The organism is Mariniflexile fucanivorans (assembly GCF_004341235.1).
In the GTDB taxonomy this organism is placed as follows: Bacteria; Bacteroidota; Bacteroidia; order Flavobacteriales; family Flavobacteriaceae; genus Mariniflexile; species Mariniflexile fucanivorans.
Genome location: NZ_SLUP01000001.1, coordinates 237,705 through 255,229, shown reverse-complemented (window position 1 = coordinate 255,229; position 17,525 = coordinate 237,705). Strand labels below are relative to the sequence as shown.

Here is a 17,525-nt window from a genome sequence, read left to right as displayed (position 1 = left end):
ATTGATTAAAGTTTAGTTGAATAAACCATCATAATATCATTAATTTAGTAGAAAGTTAATTTCTTATCAATTAAGTTTACCAATGAAAATTGTAATTGCGCCCGATAAATTTAAAAATTCGTTAACAGCATTGGAGTTTTGCAATGCCGTTGAAGAAGGTATTAAATCTATAATTTCAGACGCTGAAATTGTAAAATTACCTTTGGCCGATGGAGGAGATGGTACCATAGAAGTTGTGAATTATTACCTAAAAGGAAGCCGTGTTGATATTATAGTAAACAATCCATTTTTTCAACCTGTAAAGGCAAATTATTTATATTCGGAAACTTCAAAAATAGCGTTTATAGAAATGGCTGAAGCTTCAGGTATAAAACTACTTAAACCGGAGAAGTTAGACTGTAAAAACGCCACCACATTTGGCACGGGAGAAATGATCAAAGATGCGATTGAAAAAGGAGCTACAAAAATTATGTTAGGCATTGGAGGAAGTGCCACTAATGATTGCGGTATTGGTATGGCAACTGCCTTAGGATATCGTTTTTTAGATAAAAACAATAAAGTTATAACACCAATTGGCGCTAATTTATCTCGAATTGTTTCAATTGATGTAAGTGAGATTTATCGAAAATTAAATGAGGTGTCTTTCGACATAGCCTGCGATGTTACCAATCCTTTGTTCGGAAAAAATGGAGCAGCATACGTTTACGCACCGCAAAAAGGCGCTAGGGAAGCGGATGTAAAATTACTGGACCAAGGGCTTCAGGATTTTGCAAAAATCATCGAAGCGGTTTATAAAATAGATGTGCAATCTATAAAAGGTGGCGGTGCTGCTGGTGGCATGGGAATAGCTTCAAAAGTATTTTTAAATGGTGTTTTAAAGCCAGGGATTCAGCTTGTTAAAGATTTGGCTCTATTTGATTCTAAACTTGATAAGGTTGATTGGATAATTACGGGTGAAGGTAAATTGGATGTACAAACCTTTTCGGGAAAAACTATTCAGGGTGTGATGACTTCCGCGAAAGCGAAACAATTAAAGGTAGCGGCGTTTTGTGGCATTATAGATTTAGAGGAAAGCGATATTGAAAAATTCGGAATTAATTACGCCGATGCTGTTATAAATCATTCTAAAAACTTGGAGGAGGCCATGCAAAATGGACTCCACTATGTTAAAGAAATGGCCAAAGAATTTGCTAAAAGTTTATTGTGAAATCTTTTGTATTTCCAGCCTAACTGGGAATGACACCGATTACTTTTTGACCGGATTTAATAAGATAGCATAAATTTCAATACCGAAACCTAAAAGCACTAGCATGGGCGCCAAACGAATACGTCTCCAGCTAAATATTTCTTCGTTGAAAACATTTGGGTCGTCAGTTCCACCACCAGACATTAAAATAAAACCTAGGGCAATGAAAGCTAAACCTATAAACATGAATTTATAGTTTTTCTTTCCGAATATGAAAACAGCTTTATTGGCTTCTTTTTGTTTTTGTTCTCCCATGATTTACTTCTGTAGAATAATTTAGTGCAAAATAACAGATTTATTTAAAACAATAGTGTTAATGGAACTGTAATTTATAATTTCAAAACCCAATGCCTAATAATACAAAGCATCGGTTTTTAAATTCAAGAAACGTTGGGTGGCAATATGGGTACTTATCCAGGTTATAATAATGCCTAATGCAAATATGACGGCAAAAAGTAATACAACCAAAATAGGGGTATTCATTAAGCCTAATTCTGGAAATGTTTTGTTAATGTAATACAGTACAATGGCCATGCCTATTAAAGCGATAACCGCACCAATAATGCCTAAACGCACGCTTTTCCAAACAAATGGGCGACGAATAAACTGCTTAGTAGCGCCCACCATTTGCATGGTTTTTATGGTAAATCTTTTGGAATAAACAGCTAACCTAATGGAGCTATTAATTAATAAAACGGCTATTAAAGTGAAGATGCCACTGATTACTAACACCCAAAAAGTTATTTTTTTAACGTTTTCGTTCATTAGGTTTACAAGGTCGTTATCGTATGTTACTTCGTCAACAAATGTTTTTGAAGTAGCTTCTTCCGAAATCAATTCAAGGTGCTCAGAAGTTACAAAATCGGCTTTCAAGTGTACGTCAATGGAGTTTTGCAACGGGTTGTAGCCCACAAAATCCATAAAATCTTCACCGTTTTCTTCTTTTAAAAATTCGGCAGCTTTTTCTTTTGAAACGTATTCAATCGATTTTACGTAATCTGCCATGGCCAAACTTTTTTCGAGCTGTTTAATCTCAACTTCTTTGGCGGTTTCTTTTAAATATATGGTAACCACCACTTGTTCTTTAAAGTGGTCGGATACTTTTTTGGCATTTAAAACTAACATACCTAATAAACCTAACAAAAATAAAACCAATGCAATACTCAAAACCACCGAAAAGTATGAGGAAATTAGGCGGCGTTTTTGATCTCTTTCAAAAGATGAACTCATAAAAATAGTGGATTAATGCTGCAAAAATACTAAAGTATAATCAATCTCAATTTATTAAACTAAATAATATCGAAAATGTTGTTGCAAGACTTAATATTTTAAATGTTTAGGTTATAGCAGTTTTAGGTTTTTTGCTAATTAAGTAAACACCAACAATAACCATAAAACAGCTAATTATTTTAAAAATATTGATGTCTGCACTGTATGTTTTATTGTTGAATAGTAACGTTAGTAATATAACAATAATAAAACTTATGGCAGGTTGTGTATAGGTATAACTACCAGCAACCGATGGAGAAACCTGTTTAAGCGCATAGATATTGAAAAGAAATGTAAAAAATGTGGTAAATACAATAACAAAGCCAATAACGAGGTATGTGTTTAAATTAAAAGCTTCGTAATTCGTGTTGTAAATAACATCTTTTAGTCCAAATGGAATTATAAACAGTAACCCGAATAAAAACACCCAACTGATGATGGTTATAAAATGATATTTGTTCATTAAAGGTTTTACGACCACTTGATACAACGAAAAGAAGCAAACATTAAGAAAAACCAATAGATTCCCAATAAATGAACTGTTTCCATGCGTAACTTGCCCGTACCAGATTAAGCTTATAGCTCCAATGGCACCAATACTAAGGCCTAATAGTTTATAATTGGTAATTTTTTCTTTTAAAATAATGGCGCTAAATACAAAAACAACGGCAGGAGCCGAAGTCATAATAATCGATGTGTCTATGGGAGATGTTAAGCTTAAACCATGAAAAAAAGTAAGTTGATTGCATGAAGCTCCCAACAAACCACAAAGTATAAGTCTGAAAAAATCTTTTTTTTCAACCTTTTCTTTAATAAAAAATTTAACGCACCAAAACAGAATTCCTGCTCCTAAAACTCTAAAAAAAACGAGCGGTGTTGCATTTATTTTTTCGGGCATAATCCCTTTGGCTACAAAATGATTGATGCTATAAATTAAATTAGCACTAAATAAGGCAAGATGGGCTTTGTAATTGGATTTAATCAAGAATTTGAGTGTGTTTTTAATTGCTTACTCAAAAATAGGCTAATATTTTATAATCGGTTTTAGAAATTCATTTTTTGTGGATTAACTGTCTATATTTCTATTTAAACCTTAAATTTGCGCTTTCAAATTCGTCATTCCGAGCGAAGCGTGGGAATCTGTTTAATTATAGTTTCATATTAAATGATGGCCACAGTCGTGCCTCTTTCGCAATGACGTTAATATTTATAATAAAAAGGATGACGTACGATTTCAATAAAATCGAAAAAAAGTGGCAAGACTATTGGGCAAAAAACCAAACGTTTAAAGCTGAAAATAAATCAGAAAAACCTAAATTTTATGTATTGGATATGTTTCCGTACCCCAGTGGTGCGGGCTTACATGTTGGGCATCCGTTGGGTTATATCGCTTCTGATATTTATGCGCGTTACAAACGCCATCAAGGTTTTAATGTGTTGCATCCACAAGGGTATGATTCTTTCGGGTTGCCGGCTGAACAATATGCCATTCAAACAGGTCAACATCCTGCGGTAACGACTGCTGAAAATATAAAAACCTATAGACGGCAATTAGACCAAATAGGTTTTTCGTTCGATTGGTCTCGTGAAGTTAGAACGTCCGACCCCAGTTATTACAAATGGACGCAGTGGATTTTCATTCAACTATTCAATTCGTGGTATAATAACGACTCCAATAAAGCTGAAGACATTTCTACTTTAGAAAAACTGTTTGCCTCGGAAGGAAATTCAAAAGTAAATGCGGTTTGCGATGCTGATATCATGTCATTTTCTGCGGAAGATTGGAATGCTTTTGATTCCAAAAAACAACAACAAATATTATTACAATACAGATTAACCTATTTAGCTGAAACTGAAGTGAACTGGTGTCCTGCATTAGGAACGGTTTTAGCGAACGATGAAATAGTAAATGGTGTTTCCGAACGTGGAGGGCATCCGGTTATCCGAAAAAAAATGACCCAATGGAGTATGCGCATTTCTGCATATGCAGAACGTTTACTTCAAGGCTTAGATAAAATAGATTGGACCGATTCTTTAAAAGAAAGTCAGCGTAACTGGATTGGAAAATCGGTTGGAGCAAGTGTAGTATTCCCCATCCTATCCTTCCCCGGAGGGGAAGAGAAAGCAGGTTCGCAGAATCGTGCGGGTTATATGACGGGTGGGAATAATTCTCATTTGTTGCTTGAACGTGCAAGAGATATGCGTGCCAAACCTACTCTAGCAGAGGCGGCACTTTGGGAACAACTTAGAAATAAAAATTTGGATTCCAAATTTAGACAACAGCATTTAATCGGTGATTTTATTGTTGATTTTGTGTGTCTTTCTAAAAAATTAATTGTAGAAGTTGATGGTAAAATTCATGAATCTCAGCTTGAAGAAGATGCAAAACGTACGGAGATTTTAGAAAATGATTATTATAAAGTCGTTCGTTTTACAAATGAAGAAGTTTTAGGAAACATAGAAAATGTTTTAGAAAAAATTCAAAATGAATTAGCACACAGAGAATGCCATAAGAGTGATTCTCGTAAGAGTGAGCAAATTCCCCCTTCGGGGGTTAGGGGGATCAAAGTCTTCACAACACGTCCGGACACGATTTTCGGTGTATCATTTATGACGCTTGCTCCAGAACACGAACTAGTATCACAAATAACAACCCCAGCACAAAAAGGAGACGTTGAAGCCTACATTCTGGCAACTGCAAAACGTAGCGAACGCGATAGAATGGCCGATGTAAAAACCATTTCGGGTGCATTTACAGGTGCCTATGCAGAGCATCCGTTCACAAAACAACCCATTCCGGTTTGGATTGGCGATTACGTTTTGGCAGGTTACGGAACAGGGGCGGTGATGTCCGTGCCATGTGGCGACCAACGTGATTATGATTTTGCAAAACATTTCAACATCCCAATTCCAAATATTTTTAGCCCCTTAACCCCCAAAGGGGGAACTGAGGACTCTTTAAACCTTATAGAAACTGAGGCTTTTACTGAAAAGGCTGGTTTTGTTTTGAAAAATTCGGATTTTTTAAATGGTTTAGATTATAAAGAAGCCACAAAAAAAGCCATTCAAGAACTAGAAAAACTAGGTCAAGGCGAAGGAAAAACCAATTACCGTTTGCGCGATGCAGTTTTTAGTCGCCAACGTTATTGGGGCGAGCCATTCCCAGTGTATTATGATGAGACTGGTATGCCGCAGATGATAGATAAAAAATTTCTGCCTATAGAATTGCCTGAAGTTGAAAAATATTTACCAACAGAAACGGGTGAACCACCATTAGGAAACGCCAAAGAATGGCATTGGTTGCAGTATGGTGATGATGCTAAGATAGTATCAAAAGAAGCGTTTGAGAGTTCCTCCCCTTCGGGGAGGTTAGGTGGGGCTTTAGAGTTAAACACTATGCCAGGGTGGGCAGGAAGTTCGTGGTATTTTAACCGTTACATGGATCCGGGTAATACCGAAGCATTTGCGAGCAAAGAAGCTTTGGATTATTGGAAAGATGTCGATTTATACATTGGCGGAAGCGAGCACGCCACAGGGCATTTATTGTATTCTCGTTTTTGGCAAAAATTCTTGTTCGATAAAGGTGTGGTACCTGTTGACGAATATGCTAAAAAGTTGATTAACCAAGGAATGATTTTGGGGACTAGTGCTTTTGTTTATAGGTTTTCTTGGATGGTTATGTCGAACCCTGACAAAGGTTTTGATATTTTGGATCCTAAGATGCCGTATTTTTTCATAACAAAATCTAAATATGAAAAAATTAAGGAAGGTAATGCTGAAGAAACTAAAAAGACTAAAGACTTTTTCTTGAATACTTTAAATGAAATTTTTCCTGATTCTGAAATTAGTTTGGGAGGAGAAATATCAATGCAGTTAAACCCAACGCATGTTGATGTTTCTTTTGTAAACTCTTCAGATGAATTAAATATTGAACAATTCAAAAATTGGCGAGAATATTATTCTAACGCAAAATTCATTAGTGAAGATGATGGAACATTCAAAGTAAAACGCGAAGTCGAAAAAATGTCCAAATCCAAATACAACGTCGTCAATCCAGACCAAATTTGTATTGATTATGGCGCCGATAGTTTACGTTTATACGAAATGTTTTTAGGGCCTTTAGAACAATACAAACCTTGGAATACCGCAGGTATTACAGGTGTTCACAATTTTCTGAAAAAATTATGGAAGTTATATCACCAAGGAGAAAACGGAGCTTTTTACGTAACGAGTTCCTCCCCTTCGGGGAGGTTAGGTGGGGCCGTTTCCCCTCCTTCGGAGGGGTTAGGGGAGGCCTTAAAAACCCTCCATAAAACCATTAAAAAAGTGCAAGAAGATATCGAGAATTTCTCATTCAATACTTCGGTATCAACTTTTATGATTGCGGTAAATGAATTGACGGCTCAAAAATGCACGTCTAAAGACATTTTAGAACCTTTATTGGTTTTATTATCGCCGTACGCACCACATATTGCTGAAGAATTATGGAGCCAATTAGGGCATAACGAATCGATTTCAACAGCAGCTTTCCCAATTTTTGATGCGAGTCATTTAGTAGAAAGCAGCAAAAACTACCCGATTTCTTTCAACGGAAAAATGCGTTTCACGCTAGAATTACCTATGGATTTTGATGCAAAACAAATTGAAGAAGCGGTGATGGCTAACGAAAAAACCCAAGAGCAATTGGCGGGAAGAACTCCTAAAAAAGTGATTATTGTTCCTGGGAAAATTGTTAATATTGTAGGATAACAAACATTATAAGGAACTGTTTTTGGTGAAAGTTTTACAGATGTGGGAGGTAAAGCATATACATCGGGAGATGATTTATCTGTAAATATAACGAACGAAACTGCAGATTGTAGTTCGACTATTTTCGATTACGATTTATATGTTTCTACATACGTTACTCCAGAGGTGGGTACTTATAATAATGTAAATGTTATTTTTCATTCAGGAGATGAAACGCCTTATAATTATTTGAGTGGCACCGTAGAAGTAACTGCGATAAGTGATACTGAAATTACAGTTAAAATTTTAGCAGAGTCTTCTTCGGAAAAAACTGTAGAGGGTGTTTTTACAGTTCCAATTTGTGATTAAGTTATACCAAGAGGCTGTCTAAAAAGTGTTTTTGTATTTGCTTTGTCAGGTTGAGCTTGTCGAAACCAATATTGATCATGAATAAGTTGAAATATTTCGACAAGCTCAATATGACACAGAATTACACTTTTTAAACAGCTTTTAATTTTAGATTGAATACTGCTTTTGGCGGATAAACCCGCGTTAGGGATTGAGGTATTGTTGAAGCTCTTTTTGTGTTGTTGCACCTATGCAACACAAAAAAGCGACTACCGAAAGCCCGACCCTTGTGGTAACGCCCGACCCTTGTTATTAAAAACAGAAATGAATTATATTGAAATTATTGGTTTTGTTGCTGCAATTTTAACTACTTCAGCGTTCTTGCCTCAAGTTTACAAAACATGGAAAACCAAAGATGTTTCTGGGTTGTCGCTACCTATGTTGGTTATATTTTTTGTTGGTATTATAGCGTGGTTGGTGTATGGTTTTTATAAAAATAGTCCGTCCATGATTATGGCAAATTCCATCACATTAATATCTGCTTTTTTACTTATCTATTTCAAATTGAAATACAGCAAAAAATAGTTGGGTAAAAAATGAATTGATGATTTTTGTCATTTTTTTTGTATCGAAATAAAGCTTAATATTTTCCCTAAAAATAGCCAAATATTATTGTTTTTTCAGTGATACCAACTTTTCGGCTAAAATAATTTATAAAATTTAAAATATATTTGATTATTCTCAATCAAATATTTTAATTTAGCATAACGTTTTCAGACTAACTTAAAATAACAAATTATGAAAATTGGTGTTCCGATAGAAATTAAAAATAATGAAAATAGAGTAGGTATGACGCCTTCAGGAGTGTTCGAACTTACTAAAAGAAATCATGAAGTTTACGTGCAAAAAAATGCGGGTTTTAACAGTGGTTTTTTAGATGAAGATTATGTAGGCGCCGGTGCTACCATTCTTGAAACTATTGAGGAGGTTTACGGTATTGCTGAAATGATTGTAAAGGTGAAAGAACCTATTGAGCCTGAATATTCTTTAATAAAACCAGATCAGGTCGTTTTCACATATTTTCATTTTGCTTCCAGCGAACCGCTTACGCATGCCATGATTAAAAGTAAGGCCATTTGTATTGCTTATGAAACGGTTGAAGAAGCGGATGGTACATTGCCATTATTAATCCCTATGAGTGAAGTTGCAGGTAGAATGTCTGTACAACAAGGTGCAAAATACCTAGAAAAACCTATTATGGGTCGTGGTATTTTATTGGGCGGTGTTCCGGGAGTACCACCAGCGAAAGTGCTTATTTTAGGTGCTGGAGTTGTGGGGTATCAAGCTGCAAAAATGGCTGCTGGTTTAGGAGCAAGTGTGCATATTTTGGATATTAATATGAAAGCATTACGCTATGTGAGCGATTCCATGCCAAATAACGTAGTGAGTGAGTTTTCTAGCGAATATAACATTAGAAAGCATATTGTAGATTCCGATTTAATTATTGGTGGTGTTCTTATAAAGGGTGCAAAAGCTCCAAAATTAATTACACGAGATATGCTTAAAGATATGCGTCCAGGAACCGTCATGGTTGACGTAGCTGTAGACCAAGGCGGTTGTTTTGAAACTACCAGACCAACAACACATCAAGATCCTACTTATATTATTGATGAAGTGGTACATTACAGTGTTGCAAATATGCCAGGTGCTGTACCTTATACATCTACCATGGCGTTAACTAATGTTACATTACCATATGTTATAAAGTTAGCAAATCAAGGTTGGGAAGCAGCTTGCGAAAACACACCGTCTTTGGCTAAAGGATTGAATATTGTAAAAGGCGATATCGTTTATAAAGAAATAGCAGAAGCATTCGATTTAGAGTTTGCTGAAACATTGTAAGCTTTAAGCTTACAATGTTTTTTTGCCAACAATTATTGTGGATAAGCCCATAGTGTTAAAAATGGATTTATCTATAATTTTTATAACAGGCACAAGTGTATTGTAAAGCTTCATTTGCTCTTTAGGAATTGTTTTTTTATTTAAAATTTTTCCGCTAATGTACCATCCAAATATGCCAATAAAATTGAAATATTGTTTGTGTATTAATTCGAAATTAGATTTTGAGAACACATTGGTAAGTGAAGCTTTATTATATCTTCTGTAGTGACCGAGTTCCCCATCAAATTGGTTAAAAAGACTTTGATAAGAAGGAACAAGTATTATAGCATTTCCGTTTTCGGTAAGAAGTTTGTGGCAATTTTGTATGGCAAGTTCATCTTCATATATATGTTCTACCACATTAAGAGCAAATACGGTATCGTATTTTTGTAAATGTTTTGCGTATTTTTTATCGAAATCAGGGTCGGTTAAATCGATTATTTCTGCTCCTAAAAAATTTTGAAACGCATTGAATTTCTTTTCTAATTCTAAGCAATAACTAGCTCTAATATCACTTAAAAAAATATCATAATTATCTTTTATAAAGAAGTTTGAAATATTGCCTATACCGCTTCCAATTTCTAATATCTGTCCTTTGCAGAAAGGTTTAATTGTTTGGTACATCCATTGGTTAAACTTGTCTGCTTTAGAAATGATATCAAGCGTAATGGCTCCTGATACGTCTTCTTCTTCAAACTTTATTTTTTCTGTCATCTTTTAAAGATATTATATTTTAATATGCAGTAAATGGCACGTACACCGTCTTTCCAGCCTATTTTTTTGCCCTCTTCGTAGGTTCTTCCATAGTAGGAAATGCCTACTTCATAAATTCTAATATTCTTGATTTTTGAGATTTTGGCTGTAACTTCTGGTTCAAAACCAAAGCGTTTTTCTTTTAAAACCAAAGGTTTAATAATTTCTTTTTTAAAGAGTTTGTAGCAAGTTTCCATATCTGTAATATTTATTCCTGTAAATAAATTTGAAATAAACGTTAAGAATTTGTTTCCTATGGTGTGAAAAAAGAAAAGAACTCGGTGAGGTTTTCCTCCTACAAAACGAGAGCCGTAAACCACATCGGCAAAACCAGCCAACATGGGTTCTAATAGAAGATTATATTCGTTTGGGTTGTATTCGATGTCGGCATCTTGAATGATTATAAAATCGCCATGAGCTTCCAAAATACCTGTATGTATAGCGGTTCCTTTGCCTTTATTTTGTTCGTGGTTTAATACTTTTAATGGTATTTCAGGATTTTTCACTTGAAAATTGTTAATGCATGCTAATGTATTGTCGCTTGAATAATCATTAACAATAATAATTTCTTTCTCTAAATCTTCAATAAGCTTTACTTGTTTTATTTTTTCAAGAATCAATTCAATGGTGTTCTGTTCATTGAAAGCAGGCATTATTATGGATAACTTTTTGTTCACAAGCGCATATTTAAAATTTAACAATTATAAATTAAATAGTAAGGTTTGATTTGTTATGGTTTTTAAAACTTTTGAAATGAATTAAAAGTCCTAAAGATGCAAACATACAATAAAGTGGGAGTAGTGGGACTAAAAAACGGGATGCCGCTAATGGCCCTGTTAGAAAAGTGATATAAATAATTATAAAAAAAGCAAACCATAAAACCGGGGGAGCAATTTTGTAATTAGTAATCCAAAATCTACAAAAACCGTATAATTTCAGTAAATTAAAAATTAGAATTATAGGTAAAAGCAATATAATTATGAATGGCTGTTTTTTGAAGTAATTGAAAGCTCCAGTAACACCATTACTATTAATGTGAGCCAAAAACCCTACTTCATTTTTATTGCTAAAATTAAAGAAATTATACAAATCGAATCTGCCCGGATCTATAAACATTCTAAGACTACCTTTAAGATGAAACCAAGCATAGCTGAATAAATCTTTTTTGATATACTGTGTTGATAGCAATTTTATAGCCTGTTGTTTTTCTTTATAAGAATCTAATTGAGCTATTTCTTTATTTATTTTTTCATTTATTTTCAATGCGTAATCTTCATTGTACTTATTGGTCTGAAAATACAATAAATTGTAGTTTTTTAAAGCTAAATTCTGGATACTGGAAAATTCAAAATGCCCTGTTCTTTCCTTGTTCCAAGACATATACATTACTAAAGCAATAATAGGAACTAAACTAAAAAAAGACGCTTTCGATATGTGTTTAGAAAGCCATAAACAAATAAAAACATTAGGAATAACAAACAAATAAAATACAGGTTTGGTTAAAAATAATAATATAATTATTAATTGAAATCCAAATAACCACCACAAAGATTTTTTAGCTAAAGTGTTTTGAAAAGAATAACATAAAACAATAACTAAAAATTGTAAAAGTATTTCGCTCATTAAATAATTTGCGTAAATAAACTGGCTTATGGATACAGCAATTAAAATTAAGAATATTTTATTTTTGGTAGTATTATTAAAATGTTTGTTAAAGATTCTAATAGTTAATAAAATGCTTATTATAGAGAGTATATTTTGTGCCAATAGCACTAATACTTTAGATTGGGTGAAAAAAGAAAAAACAAGTACAAAAAGTCCATAAACAGGAGGTCTTTTTGTGAAATTTTCAAATACAATGGGTTCATTTAAGTTAGCACAATAGAAAGCAAAGTGATTTTTTATATTCTCAGCTAAGTAGCAATAATCGTAAGAATCCTGAAGAAAATAATTGCCAATAAAAATCTTTGAAACAAAAAAACCAACGTGTATAATTATTAAAAAAATTAATACGGAGCGGCTATTTTTTAAAATCTTCATTTTTTTATAAAATTCAAATGTATTAAATATTCTTTTAAATAACTGACATAATATCATATGTGCTAATTTGGCGTTATTTTTGCTATATTTAGTTTCAGAATTATAAAAATTTAAAAAAAAATGATTGGATATTATATATTATTAGGAGCCATTGCGCTTGTAAGCTGGTTGGTGAGTAGCACTTTAAAGCGAAAGTTTGAAAAATACTCTAAAGTACAACTGAGAAATGGCATGAGTGGTGCCGAAATTGCTGAAAAAATGTTAGCAGACCACGGTATTACCGATGTTGAGGTTATTTCAACACCAGGTCAATTAACAGACCATTACAACCCAAAAAACAAAACAGTAAATTTAAGTGAATCGGTTTATAATCAACGCAACGCAGCAGCAGCAGCGGTTGCTGCACACGAATGCGGGCATGCCGTTCAACATGCACAAGTTTACGAGTGGTTAAAAATGCGTTCAGCTTTAGTGCCAATTGTTAGTGTAACTTCTGGTATGTCACAATGGGTAGTTCTTGGTGGACTTATGTTAGGTGCAGCGGCAGGTGTTGGTATGGGCTATTGGGTAGCTGTTGCTGGTTTGGTAATGATGGGGTTTGCAACATTATTCAGTTTTATAACATTGCCTGTTGAATATGATGCAAGTAATCGTGCCTTAGCTTGGTTAAAAAACAAAAATATGGTATCGCAACAAGAATATGCAGGTTCTGAAGATGCACTTAAATGGGCAGCCAGAACCTATTTAGTGGCAGCTATAGGTGCTTTGGCATCCTTAGTATATTGGGCACTTCAAGTATTTGGAGGTTCTAGAGATTAATATAGATTAAATACATTTAAGAACCGAATTCTTAACTTTTATGTGGGAATTCGGTTCTTTTTTATATCTTTATTTTACAAATCTTAACCAAATAATTATTTATGGAAAATTTAGTTGAAAACAAATTGATGGTCAGTCAACTTTCAGAAGTTGATAAAGTAGCTTTTTACAAAAAAACCTATTCGCATGTGGCGGGTGGTGTTTTGGTATTTATTCTGTTTGAATATTTATTACTTCAAAGTGATGCTATTGTGAATTTTGCGTTGTCTATGACGCAAGGGTGGCGTTGGCTAATTATGCTAGGTGGTTTTATGTTTATAACCAATTATGCTGAAAGAATGACATTAAAAACTCCCGACAAAAACAAACAATATTTAGCTTACGGTATTTATATTCTTGCTGAAGCCTTTATTTTTGTGCCGCTTATTTACATTGCTGCTTTTTACATGGATTCGGGTCCGGAAATTTTAAACCAAGCTGCTATAGTGACTTTAGCTTTGTTTACAGGGTTGTCGGCTATTGTTTTTGTAACCAAAAAAGATTTTTCCTTTTTAAAAGCAGGCTTAACTGTTGGCTTTTTTATCGCTTTAGGTTTAATTTTAGCGGGAACATTATTCGGTTTTAACTTAGGGTTGTGGTTCTCGGTAGCAATGTGTGTTTTAGCTGCTGGGTCTATTTTATATCAAACATCAAATTTGGTAAATAAATATTCAGACGATCAATATATACCAGCAGCATTGGGCTTATTTGCGTCTTTAATGCTACTTTTTTGGTATGTACTTAGTATTTTTATGTCAAGAGACTAAAACTTCATTAAAATATAAAAATAAAAGCTCTGAGGTTTTTCAGGGCTTTTTTGTTTATTTACTTTTCAATTCAAATTAAAATGAAAAATCCGTTAGCATATTACGAAAAGCACTTAGAAATCTACAACCAAGAAGTAAAGGCGTTATATAAAAAAATGACTGCTTTAAGCCTCTACCGCTCGTTGGTGTTTGTTTTTACAGGTTTTGGTATTTATACTTTCTTCGGCAATTGGCAGTTAGCCGTTTTTATCGGGATTTTAGGAATTGCTATTTTTTTATATTTACTATCAAAGTATAACGATATTAAAGCAAAAAGGAGGTTTAATGAAGCTTTGGTTGTTATAAATGAAGATGAAATCGAAATTGCTTCAGGAAATTTTCATCACAGAGATGCTGGTTTACAATTCCAAGACCCCAACCATTTTTATAGTTTAGATATCGATTTGTTCGGTCGTGGGTCGTTTTTTCAATTCATTAATAGAACAACAATAAACGAAGGAACTCAAAAGCTCTCTGAAGCTTTAAAAGCCAATCAAATTAATGATATTGTTTCACGTCAAGATGCTATTAAAGAATTAAGTTCAAAACCACAATGGCGTCAACATTATTCCGCAACCTCCAGTTTGGTATCCATTGAAACCCCTGCTAAACAAATTATAAATTGGTTACACAATTACAAGCCCTTTTTACCTAGAATTTTTAAATGGTTGCCTTTAGCATTTTCGTTGGGGTCTATAACTGTAATCGTATTAGGTGTTTTTAATATAATAAACGCCGTATTTATTGGCTCTTGGTTGGTTTTAGGCTTAGGTATTTCAGGTCTTTACTTAAAGAAAATAAATGAGTTGGCATCAAATACCGACAAGGTTAAAGATACGTTTCGCCAATATGCATCACTTTTGAAACTGATTGAAAATGAATCGTTTTCATCAGATATTTTAAAACAAAAACAAGAACAAATTCAGCAGGAAGAAAAAAAAGCTTCCGATATTTTCAAAGAGCTTTCAAAGGCGATGGATGCTCTAGATAACCGAATTAATTTAATATCGCTTGTCTTAGGAAATGGGTATTTTCTATTAGATATTAAAAATAGTTTTCTTGTTGAACAGTGGATTAAAGAACATGCTAATAAAGTAGCAGATTGGTTTGAAGTGGTATCGTTTTTCGATGCTTATAATTCCTTAGGAAATTTTGCGTTTAATCACCCCGAGTTTGTATTCCCAATTATTGAAACAGATAGTTCTGTAATAAAAGCGGAAAGCTTAGGACATCCGTTGTTAAATAAAAATAAGCGTATAGATAGCGATTTAACCATAGAAAATGAACAATTTTTTATAGTTACGGGTGCAAATATGGCGGGAAAAAGTACTTTTTTAAGAACGGTTTCCTTGCATATTGTGATGGCAAATGTAGGCTTGCCCGTTTGTGCAAAATCGAGCAATTATTCACCAGTAAAATTGATAACAAGCATGCGTACCACCGATTCGTTAACCGATGATAGTTCGTATTTCTTTTCAGAATTAACCCGTTTAAAATACATTGTGGATGCCATTGAAAAAGAACCCTATTTTATTGTTTTAGATGAAATTTTAAAAGGGACGAATAGCACCGATAAAGCCATTGGTTCCCGAAAATTTGTCGAAAAATTAGTCGCTTCAAATGCAACGGGTATCATCGCAACCCACGATTTAAGTTTATGTGACATTGAAAAGGATCTGGAAGATGTGAAAAACTATTATTTTGACGCTGAAATTATTAACGATGAGCTTTATTTTGATTACAAATTGAAACAAGGTATTTGTAAAAACATGAACGCTTCCTTTTTATTGAAAAAAATGAATATTGTATAGATTAAAAAGTACCAACACCCAAAGACCATGCAACACCAATCTAAACTTCCAAACGTTGGGACTACCATTTTTTCGATAATGAGTGCCCTGGCATCCAAACATAATGCTATCAATTTATCGCAGGGTTTTCCTAATTTTAAAAGTGACCAAAAATTAATCGATTTGGTAAGTAAAGCGATGAATTCGGGGTATAACCATTATGCGCCCATGCAAGGGAATTTAGAACTTCGCAAAGCTATTGCTAAAAAATTTGAATCACTTTACAATACGAGCTATCATCTAGAAAATGAAATTACCGTAACTGCAGGCGCCACTCAGGCTATTTTCACCATTATTTCAACCTTTATAAAGTTGGGTGATGAGGTTATTATTTTTAAACCAGCGTATGATAGTTATGAGCCCAATGTTGAATTAAATGGCGGTAAAGTAATCCCCATTCAATTGCAGTCTTCCAATAATTTTAAAGTAAATTGGAATGAAGTGAAGGAGAAAATTAATAGTCAAACCAAAATGATTATTATCAATACGCCTCATAATCCAACGGGAACTATTTTTTCAAAAGAAGATATGCTTCAGTTGGAAAATCTAACCCAAAACACTAATATTATAGTTTTGAGCGATGAGGTTTACGAGCATATGATTTACGATGGTGAAAAACACCAAAGCGCATGCTTGTTTCCCGATTTAAAATCTAGAAGTTTTGTAGTGGCATCCTTCTGTAAAACCTTTCATAATACGGGTTGGCGTATTGGTTATTGTTGCGCACCAAAGGAACTTATGCAGGAATTTTTAAAAGTGCATCAGTTTAATGTGTTTTGTATTCATCACCCCACTCAAAAAGGTGTTGCAGACTATATGCGAGAGCCAAAACATTATTTAGAATTATCAGATTTTTATGAAGAAAAACGAAATTTATTCTTAAATTTATTAAAGGATTCTAGGTTTAAATTTACACCAGCAAAAGGCACTTATTTTCAAGTGTTAGATTATTCTGAAATCACTCAAGAATATGATGTGGATTTTGCAAAAAGACTTACTGTAGAATCTGGTATTGCTTCAATCCCGTTATCGGTTTTCAATACTAATGATATAGATAATAAGGTGTTGCGATTTTGTTTTGCTAAAACAGATGAAACATTAGAAAAAGCAGCAAATATATTAAACCGTATTTAAGTGACTTTTTAAGTAAAAATTAGTCTAATAAGTATATATAACAATTTAAAATTTTTAAAAATGAGATTATTAGCAGTATTACTTTTTTTAGGTTTCGCCATCAGCCTTCAAGCACAAGAAGTTGATTTCAATGGCGCTACTTATAAAATAAAAGGAAAAGTCATTTTACAAGAAGGCGCAGATGTAACAACAGCACTATCTGCTGAAGATCAAGCAGGTATTTGGGATGCCTTTAACAAACAAAAAGCTTTAGATAAAGAAAGAGCATCAGCAGAAAAAGCTATAAAAAAGGCTGAAAAAGAACAAAAAAAGGCTGAAAAAGAGCAAAAGAAAGCTGAGAAAGCTCAAAAAAAGGCTGAAAAAGAATTAAAAGCAAAACAAAAAGCACAATCTAAGTTTGAAGATGCTAAAGAAGATTATAAAGATGGTTTAGCAAAATACGAGAAATTAAAAGAGAAAGGAAAGCTTTCTCCTAACGATGAAGCTAAATGGCTTAAAAAAATAGAAGGTTTAAAAGAGGATATTGATAAAGCCAAAAAGAAACTTTAGTTA

General features: G+C 33.6%; 16 protein-coding genes. 10 read left to right on the top strand and 6 right to left on the bottom strand.

Features of this window, described 5'->3' with window-relative positions:
* The first annotated feature begins 82 nt into the window (after window positions 1-82).
* On the top strand, window positions 83-1,207 hold the full coding sequence (locus EV196_RS01170; RefSeq protein ID WP_132214053.1) for a glycerate kinase: 1,125 nt from the start codon (window positions 83-85) through the stop codon (window positions 1,205-1,207).
* 39 nt (window positions 1,208-1,246) lie between these two features.
* On the opposite strand, the gene EV196_RS01165 is transcribed toward EV196_RS01170, so the two are convergent.
* The 3 genes from EV196_RS01165 to EV196_RS01155 form a co-directional block, all read right to left on the bottom strand.
* Entirely contained in the window at window positions 1,247-1,501 is a 255-nt protein-coding gene (locus EV196_RS01165) for a DUF3098 domain-containing protein (RefSeq protein WP_132214051.1), read from the bottom strand.
* Between the two features lie 96 nt (window positions 1,502-1,597).
* Window positions 1,598-2,476 (bottom strand): cell division protein FtsX, encoded by an 879-nt coding sequence (locus EV196_RS01160; protein ID WP_132214049.1) that lies wholly within the window; start codon window positions 2,474-2,476, stop codon window positions 1,598-1,600.
* 106 nt (window positions 2,477-2,582) lie between these two features.
* On the bottom strand, window positions 2,583-3,500 hold the full coding sequence (locus tag EV196_RS01155; protein ID WP_132214047.1) for a DMT family transporter: 918 nt from the start codon (window positions 3,498-3,500) through the stop codon (window positions 2,583-2,585).
* Window positions 3,501-3,736: 236 nt separating this feature from the next.
* On the opposite strand from EV196_RS01155, the gene EV196_RS01150 reads away from it, so the two are divergent.
* From EV196_RS01150 to ald, 4 genes are all read left to right on the top strand, one after another.
* Entirely contained in the window at window positions 3,737-7,264 is a 3,528-nt protein-coding gene (locus tag EV196_RS01150) for a leucine--tRNA ligase (protein WP_132214045.1), read from the top strand.
* Between the two features lie 42 nt (window positions 7,265-7,306).
* Window positions 7,307-7,612: a hypothetical protein gene (locus EV196_RS01145; RefSeq protein WP_132214043.1), complete on the top strand. Its 306-nt coding sequence runs from the start codon at window positions 7,307-7,309 to the stop codon at window positions 7,610-7,612.
* Between the two features lie 303 nt (window positions 7,613-7,915).
* Window positions 7,916-8,176 (top strand): SemiSWEET family sugar transporter, encoded by a 261-nt coding sequence (locus EV196_RS01140; RefSeq protein WP_132214041.1) that lies wholly within the window; start codon window positions 7,916-7,918, stop codon window positions 8,174-8,176.
* 213 nt (window positions 8,177-8,389) lie between these two features.
* The gene (gene ald, locus EV196_RS01135; protein ID WP_132214039.1) at window positions 8,390-9,493 is read left to right on the top strand and encodes an alanine dehydrogenase; all 1,104 of its coding nucleotides are present in this window, start codon (window positions 8,390-8,392) and stop codon (window positions 9,491-9,493) included.
* A 9-nt stretch (window positions 9,494-9,502) separates the two neighbouring features.
* Here ald and EV196_RS01130 read toward each other — a convergent pair whose 3' ends face one another.
* From EV196_RS01130 to EV196_RS01120, 3 genes are read right to left on the bottom strand one after another with little or no spacing between them, the layout of a single operon-like run.
* Window positions 9,503-10,246: a class I SAM-dependent methyltransferase gene (locus tag EV196_RS01130; protein WP_132214037.1), complete on the bottom strand. Its 744-nt coding sequence runs from the start codon at window positions 10,244-10,246 to the stop codon at window positions 9,503-9,505.
* The gene (locus EV196_RS01125) at window positions 10,243-10,962 is read right to left on the bottom strand and encodes a glycosyltransferase family 2 protein (protein WP_243652149.1); all 720 of its coding nucleotides are present in this window, start codon (window positions 10,960-10,962) and stop codon (window positions 10,243-10,245) included. Before EV196_RS01125 ends, EV196_RS01130 begins: the two co-directional genes overlap by 4 nt.
* A gap of 31 nt (window positions 10,963-10,993) precedes the next feature.
* Window positions 10,994-12,325: a glycosyltransferase family protein gene (locus EV196_RS01120; RefSeq protein WP_165876077.1), complete on the bottom strand. Its 1,332-nt coding sequence runs from the start codon at window positions 12,323-12,325 to the stop codon at window positions 10,994-10,996.
* A 120-nt stretch (window positions 12,326-12,445) separates the two neighbouring features.
* Between EV196_RS01120 and EV196_RS01115 the strand changes: the two genes are divergently transcribed.
* The 5 genes from EV196_RS01115 (at window position 12,446) to EV196_RS01095 (ending at window position 17,522) form a co-directional block, all read left to right on the top strand.
* Window positions 12,446-13,144 carry a zinc metallopeptidase gene (locus EV196_RS01115; RefSeq protein ID WP_132214033.1) on the top strand — a complete coding sequence of 233 codons (699 nt, stop codon included), beginning with the start codon at window positions 12,446-12,448 and terminating at the stop codon, window positions 13,142-13,144.
* A 101-nt stretch (window positions 13,145-13,245) separates the two neighbouring features.
* Window positions 13,246-13,950, top strand: coding sequence for a Bax inhibitor-1/YccA family protein (locus EV196_RS01110; protein WP_132214031.1), 705 nt, complete (start codon window positions 13,246-13,248; stop codon window positions 13,948-13,950).
* Window positions 13,951-14,030: 80 nt separating this feature from the next.
* Window positions 14,031-15,800: a MutS-related protein gene (locus tag EV196_RS01105; protein ID WP_132214029.1), complete on the top strand. Its 1,770-nt coding sequence runs from the start codon at window positions 14,031-14,033 to the stop codon at window positions 15,798-15,800.
* Between the two features lie 27 nt (window positions 15,801-15,827).
* Complete coding sequence (locus EV196_RS01100) at window positions 15,828-16,973, top strand: methionine aminotransferase (protein WP_132214027.1); 1,146 nt, start codon at window positions 15,828-15,830, stop codon at window positions 16,971-16,973.
* 60 nt (window positions 16,974-17,033) lie between these two features.
* A complete protein-coding gene (locus EV196_RS01095) occupies window positions 17,034-17,522 on the top strand; it encodes a hypothetical protein (RefSeq protein ID WP_132214025.1) in 489 nt (162 codons plus the stop codon).
* Window positions 17,523-17,525: the final 3 nt, after the last annotated feature.

Bases quoted from the DNA above. Each gene is read 5' to 3' on its own strand.
- EV196_RS01120 (WP_165876077.1), bottom strand. From the start codon at position 12,325: ATGAAGATTTTAAAAAATAGCCGCTCCGTATTAATTTTTTTAATAATT.
- EV196_RS01115 (WP_132214033.1), top strand. From the start codon at position 12,446: ATGATTGGATATTATATATTATTAGGAGCCATTGCGCTTGTAAGCTGG.
- EV196_RS01160 (WP_132214049.1), bottom strand. From the start codon at position 2,476: ATGAGTTCATCTTTTGAAAGAGATCAAAAACGCCGCCTAATTTCCTCA.
- EV196_RS01140 (WP_132214041.1), top strand. From the start codon at position 7,916: ATGAATTATATTGAAATTATTGGTTTTGTTGCTGCAATTTTAACTACT.
- EV196_RS01100 (WP_132214027.1), top strand. From the start codon at position 15,828: ATGCAACACCAATCTAAACTTCCAAACGTTGGGACTACCATTTTTTCG.
- EV196_RS01150 (WP_132214045.1), top strand. From the start codon at position 3,737: ATGACGTACGATTTCAATAAAATCGAAAAAAAGTGGCAAGACTATTGG.
- ald (WP_132214039.1), top strand. From the start codon at position 8,390: ATGAAAATTGGTGTTCCGATAGAAATTAAAAATAATGAAAATAGAGTA.
- EV196_RS01170 (WP_132214053.1), top strand. From the start codon at position 83: ATGAAAATTGTAATTGCGCCCGATAAATTTAAAAATTCGTTAACAGCA.
- EV196_RS01105 (WP_132214029.1), top strand. From the start codon at position 14,031: ATGAAAAATCCGTTAGCATATTACGAAAAGCACTTAGAAATCTACAAC.
- EV196_RS01165 (WP_132214051.1), bottom strand. From the start codon at position 1,501: ATGGGAGAACAAAAACAAAAAGAAGCCAATAAAGCTGTTTTCATATTC.
- EV196_RS01095 (WP_132214025.1), top strand. From the start codon at position 17,034: ATGAGATTATTAGCAGTATTACTTTTTTTAGGTTTCGCCATCAGCCTT.
- EV196_RS01110 (WP_132214031.1), top strand. From the start codon at position 13,246: ATGGAAAATTTAGTTGAAAACAAATTGATGGTCAGTCAACTTTCAGAA.
- EV196_RS01130 (WP_132214037.1), bottom strand. From the start codon at position 10,246: ATGACAGAAAAAATAAAGTTTGAAGAAGAAGACGTATCAGGAGCCATT.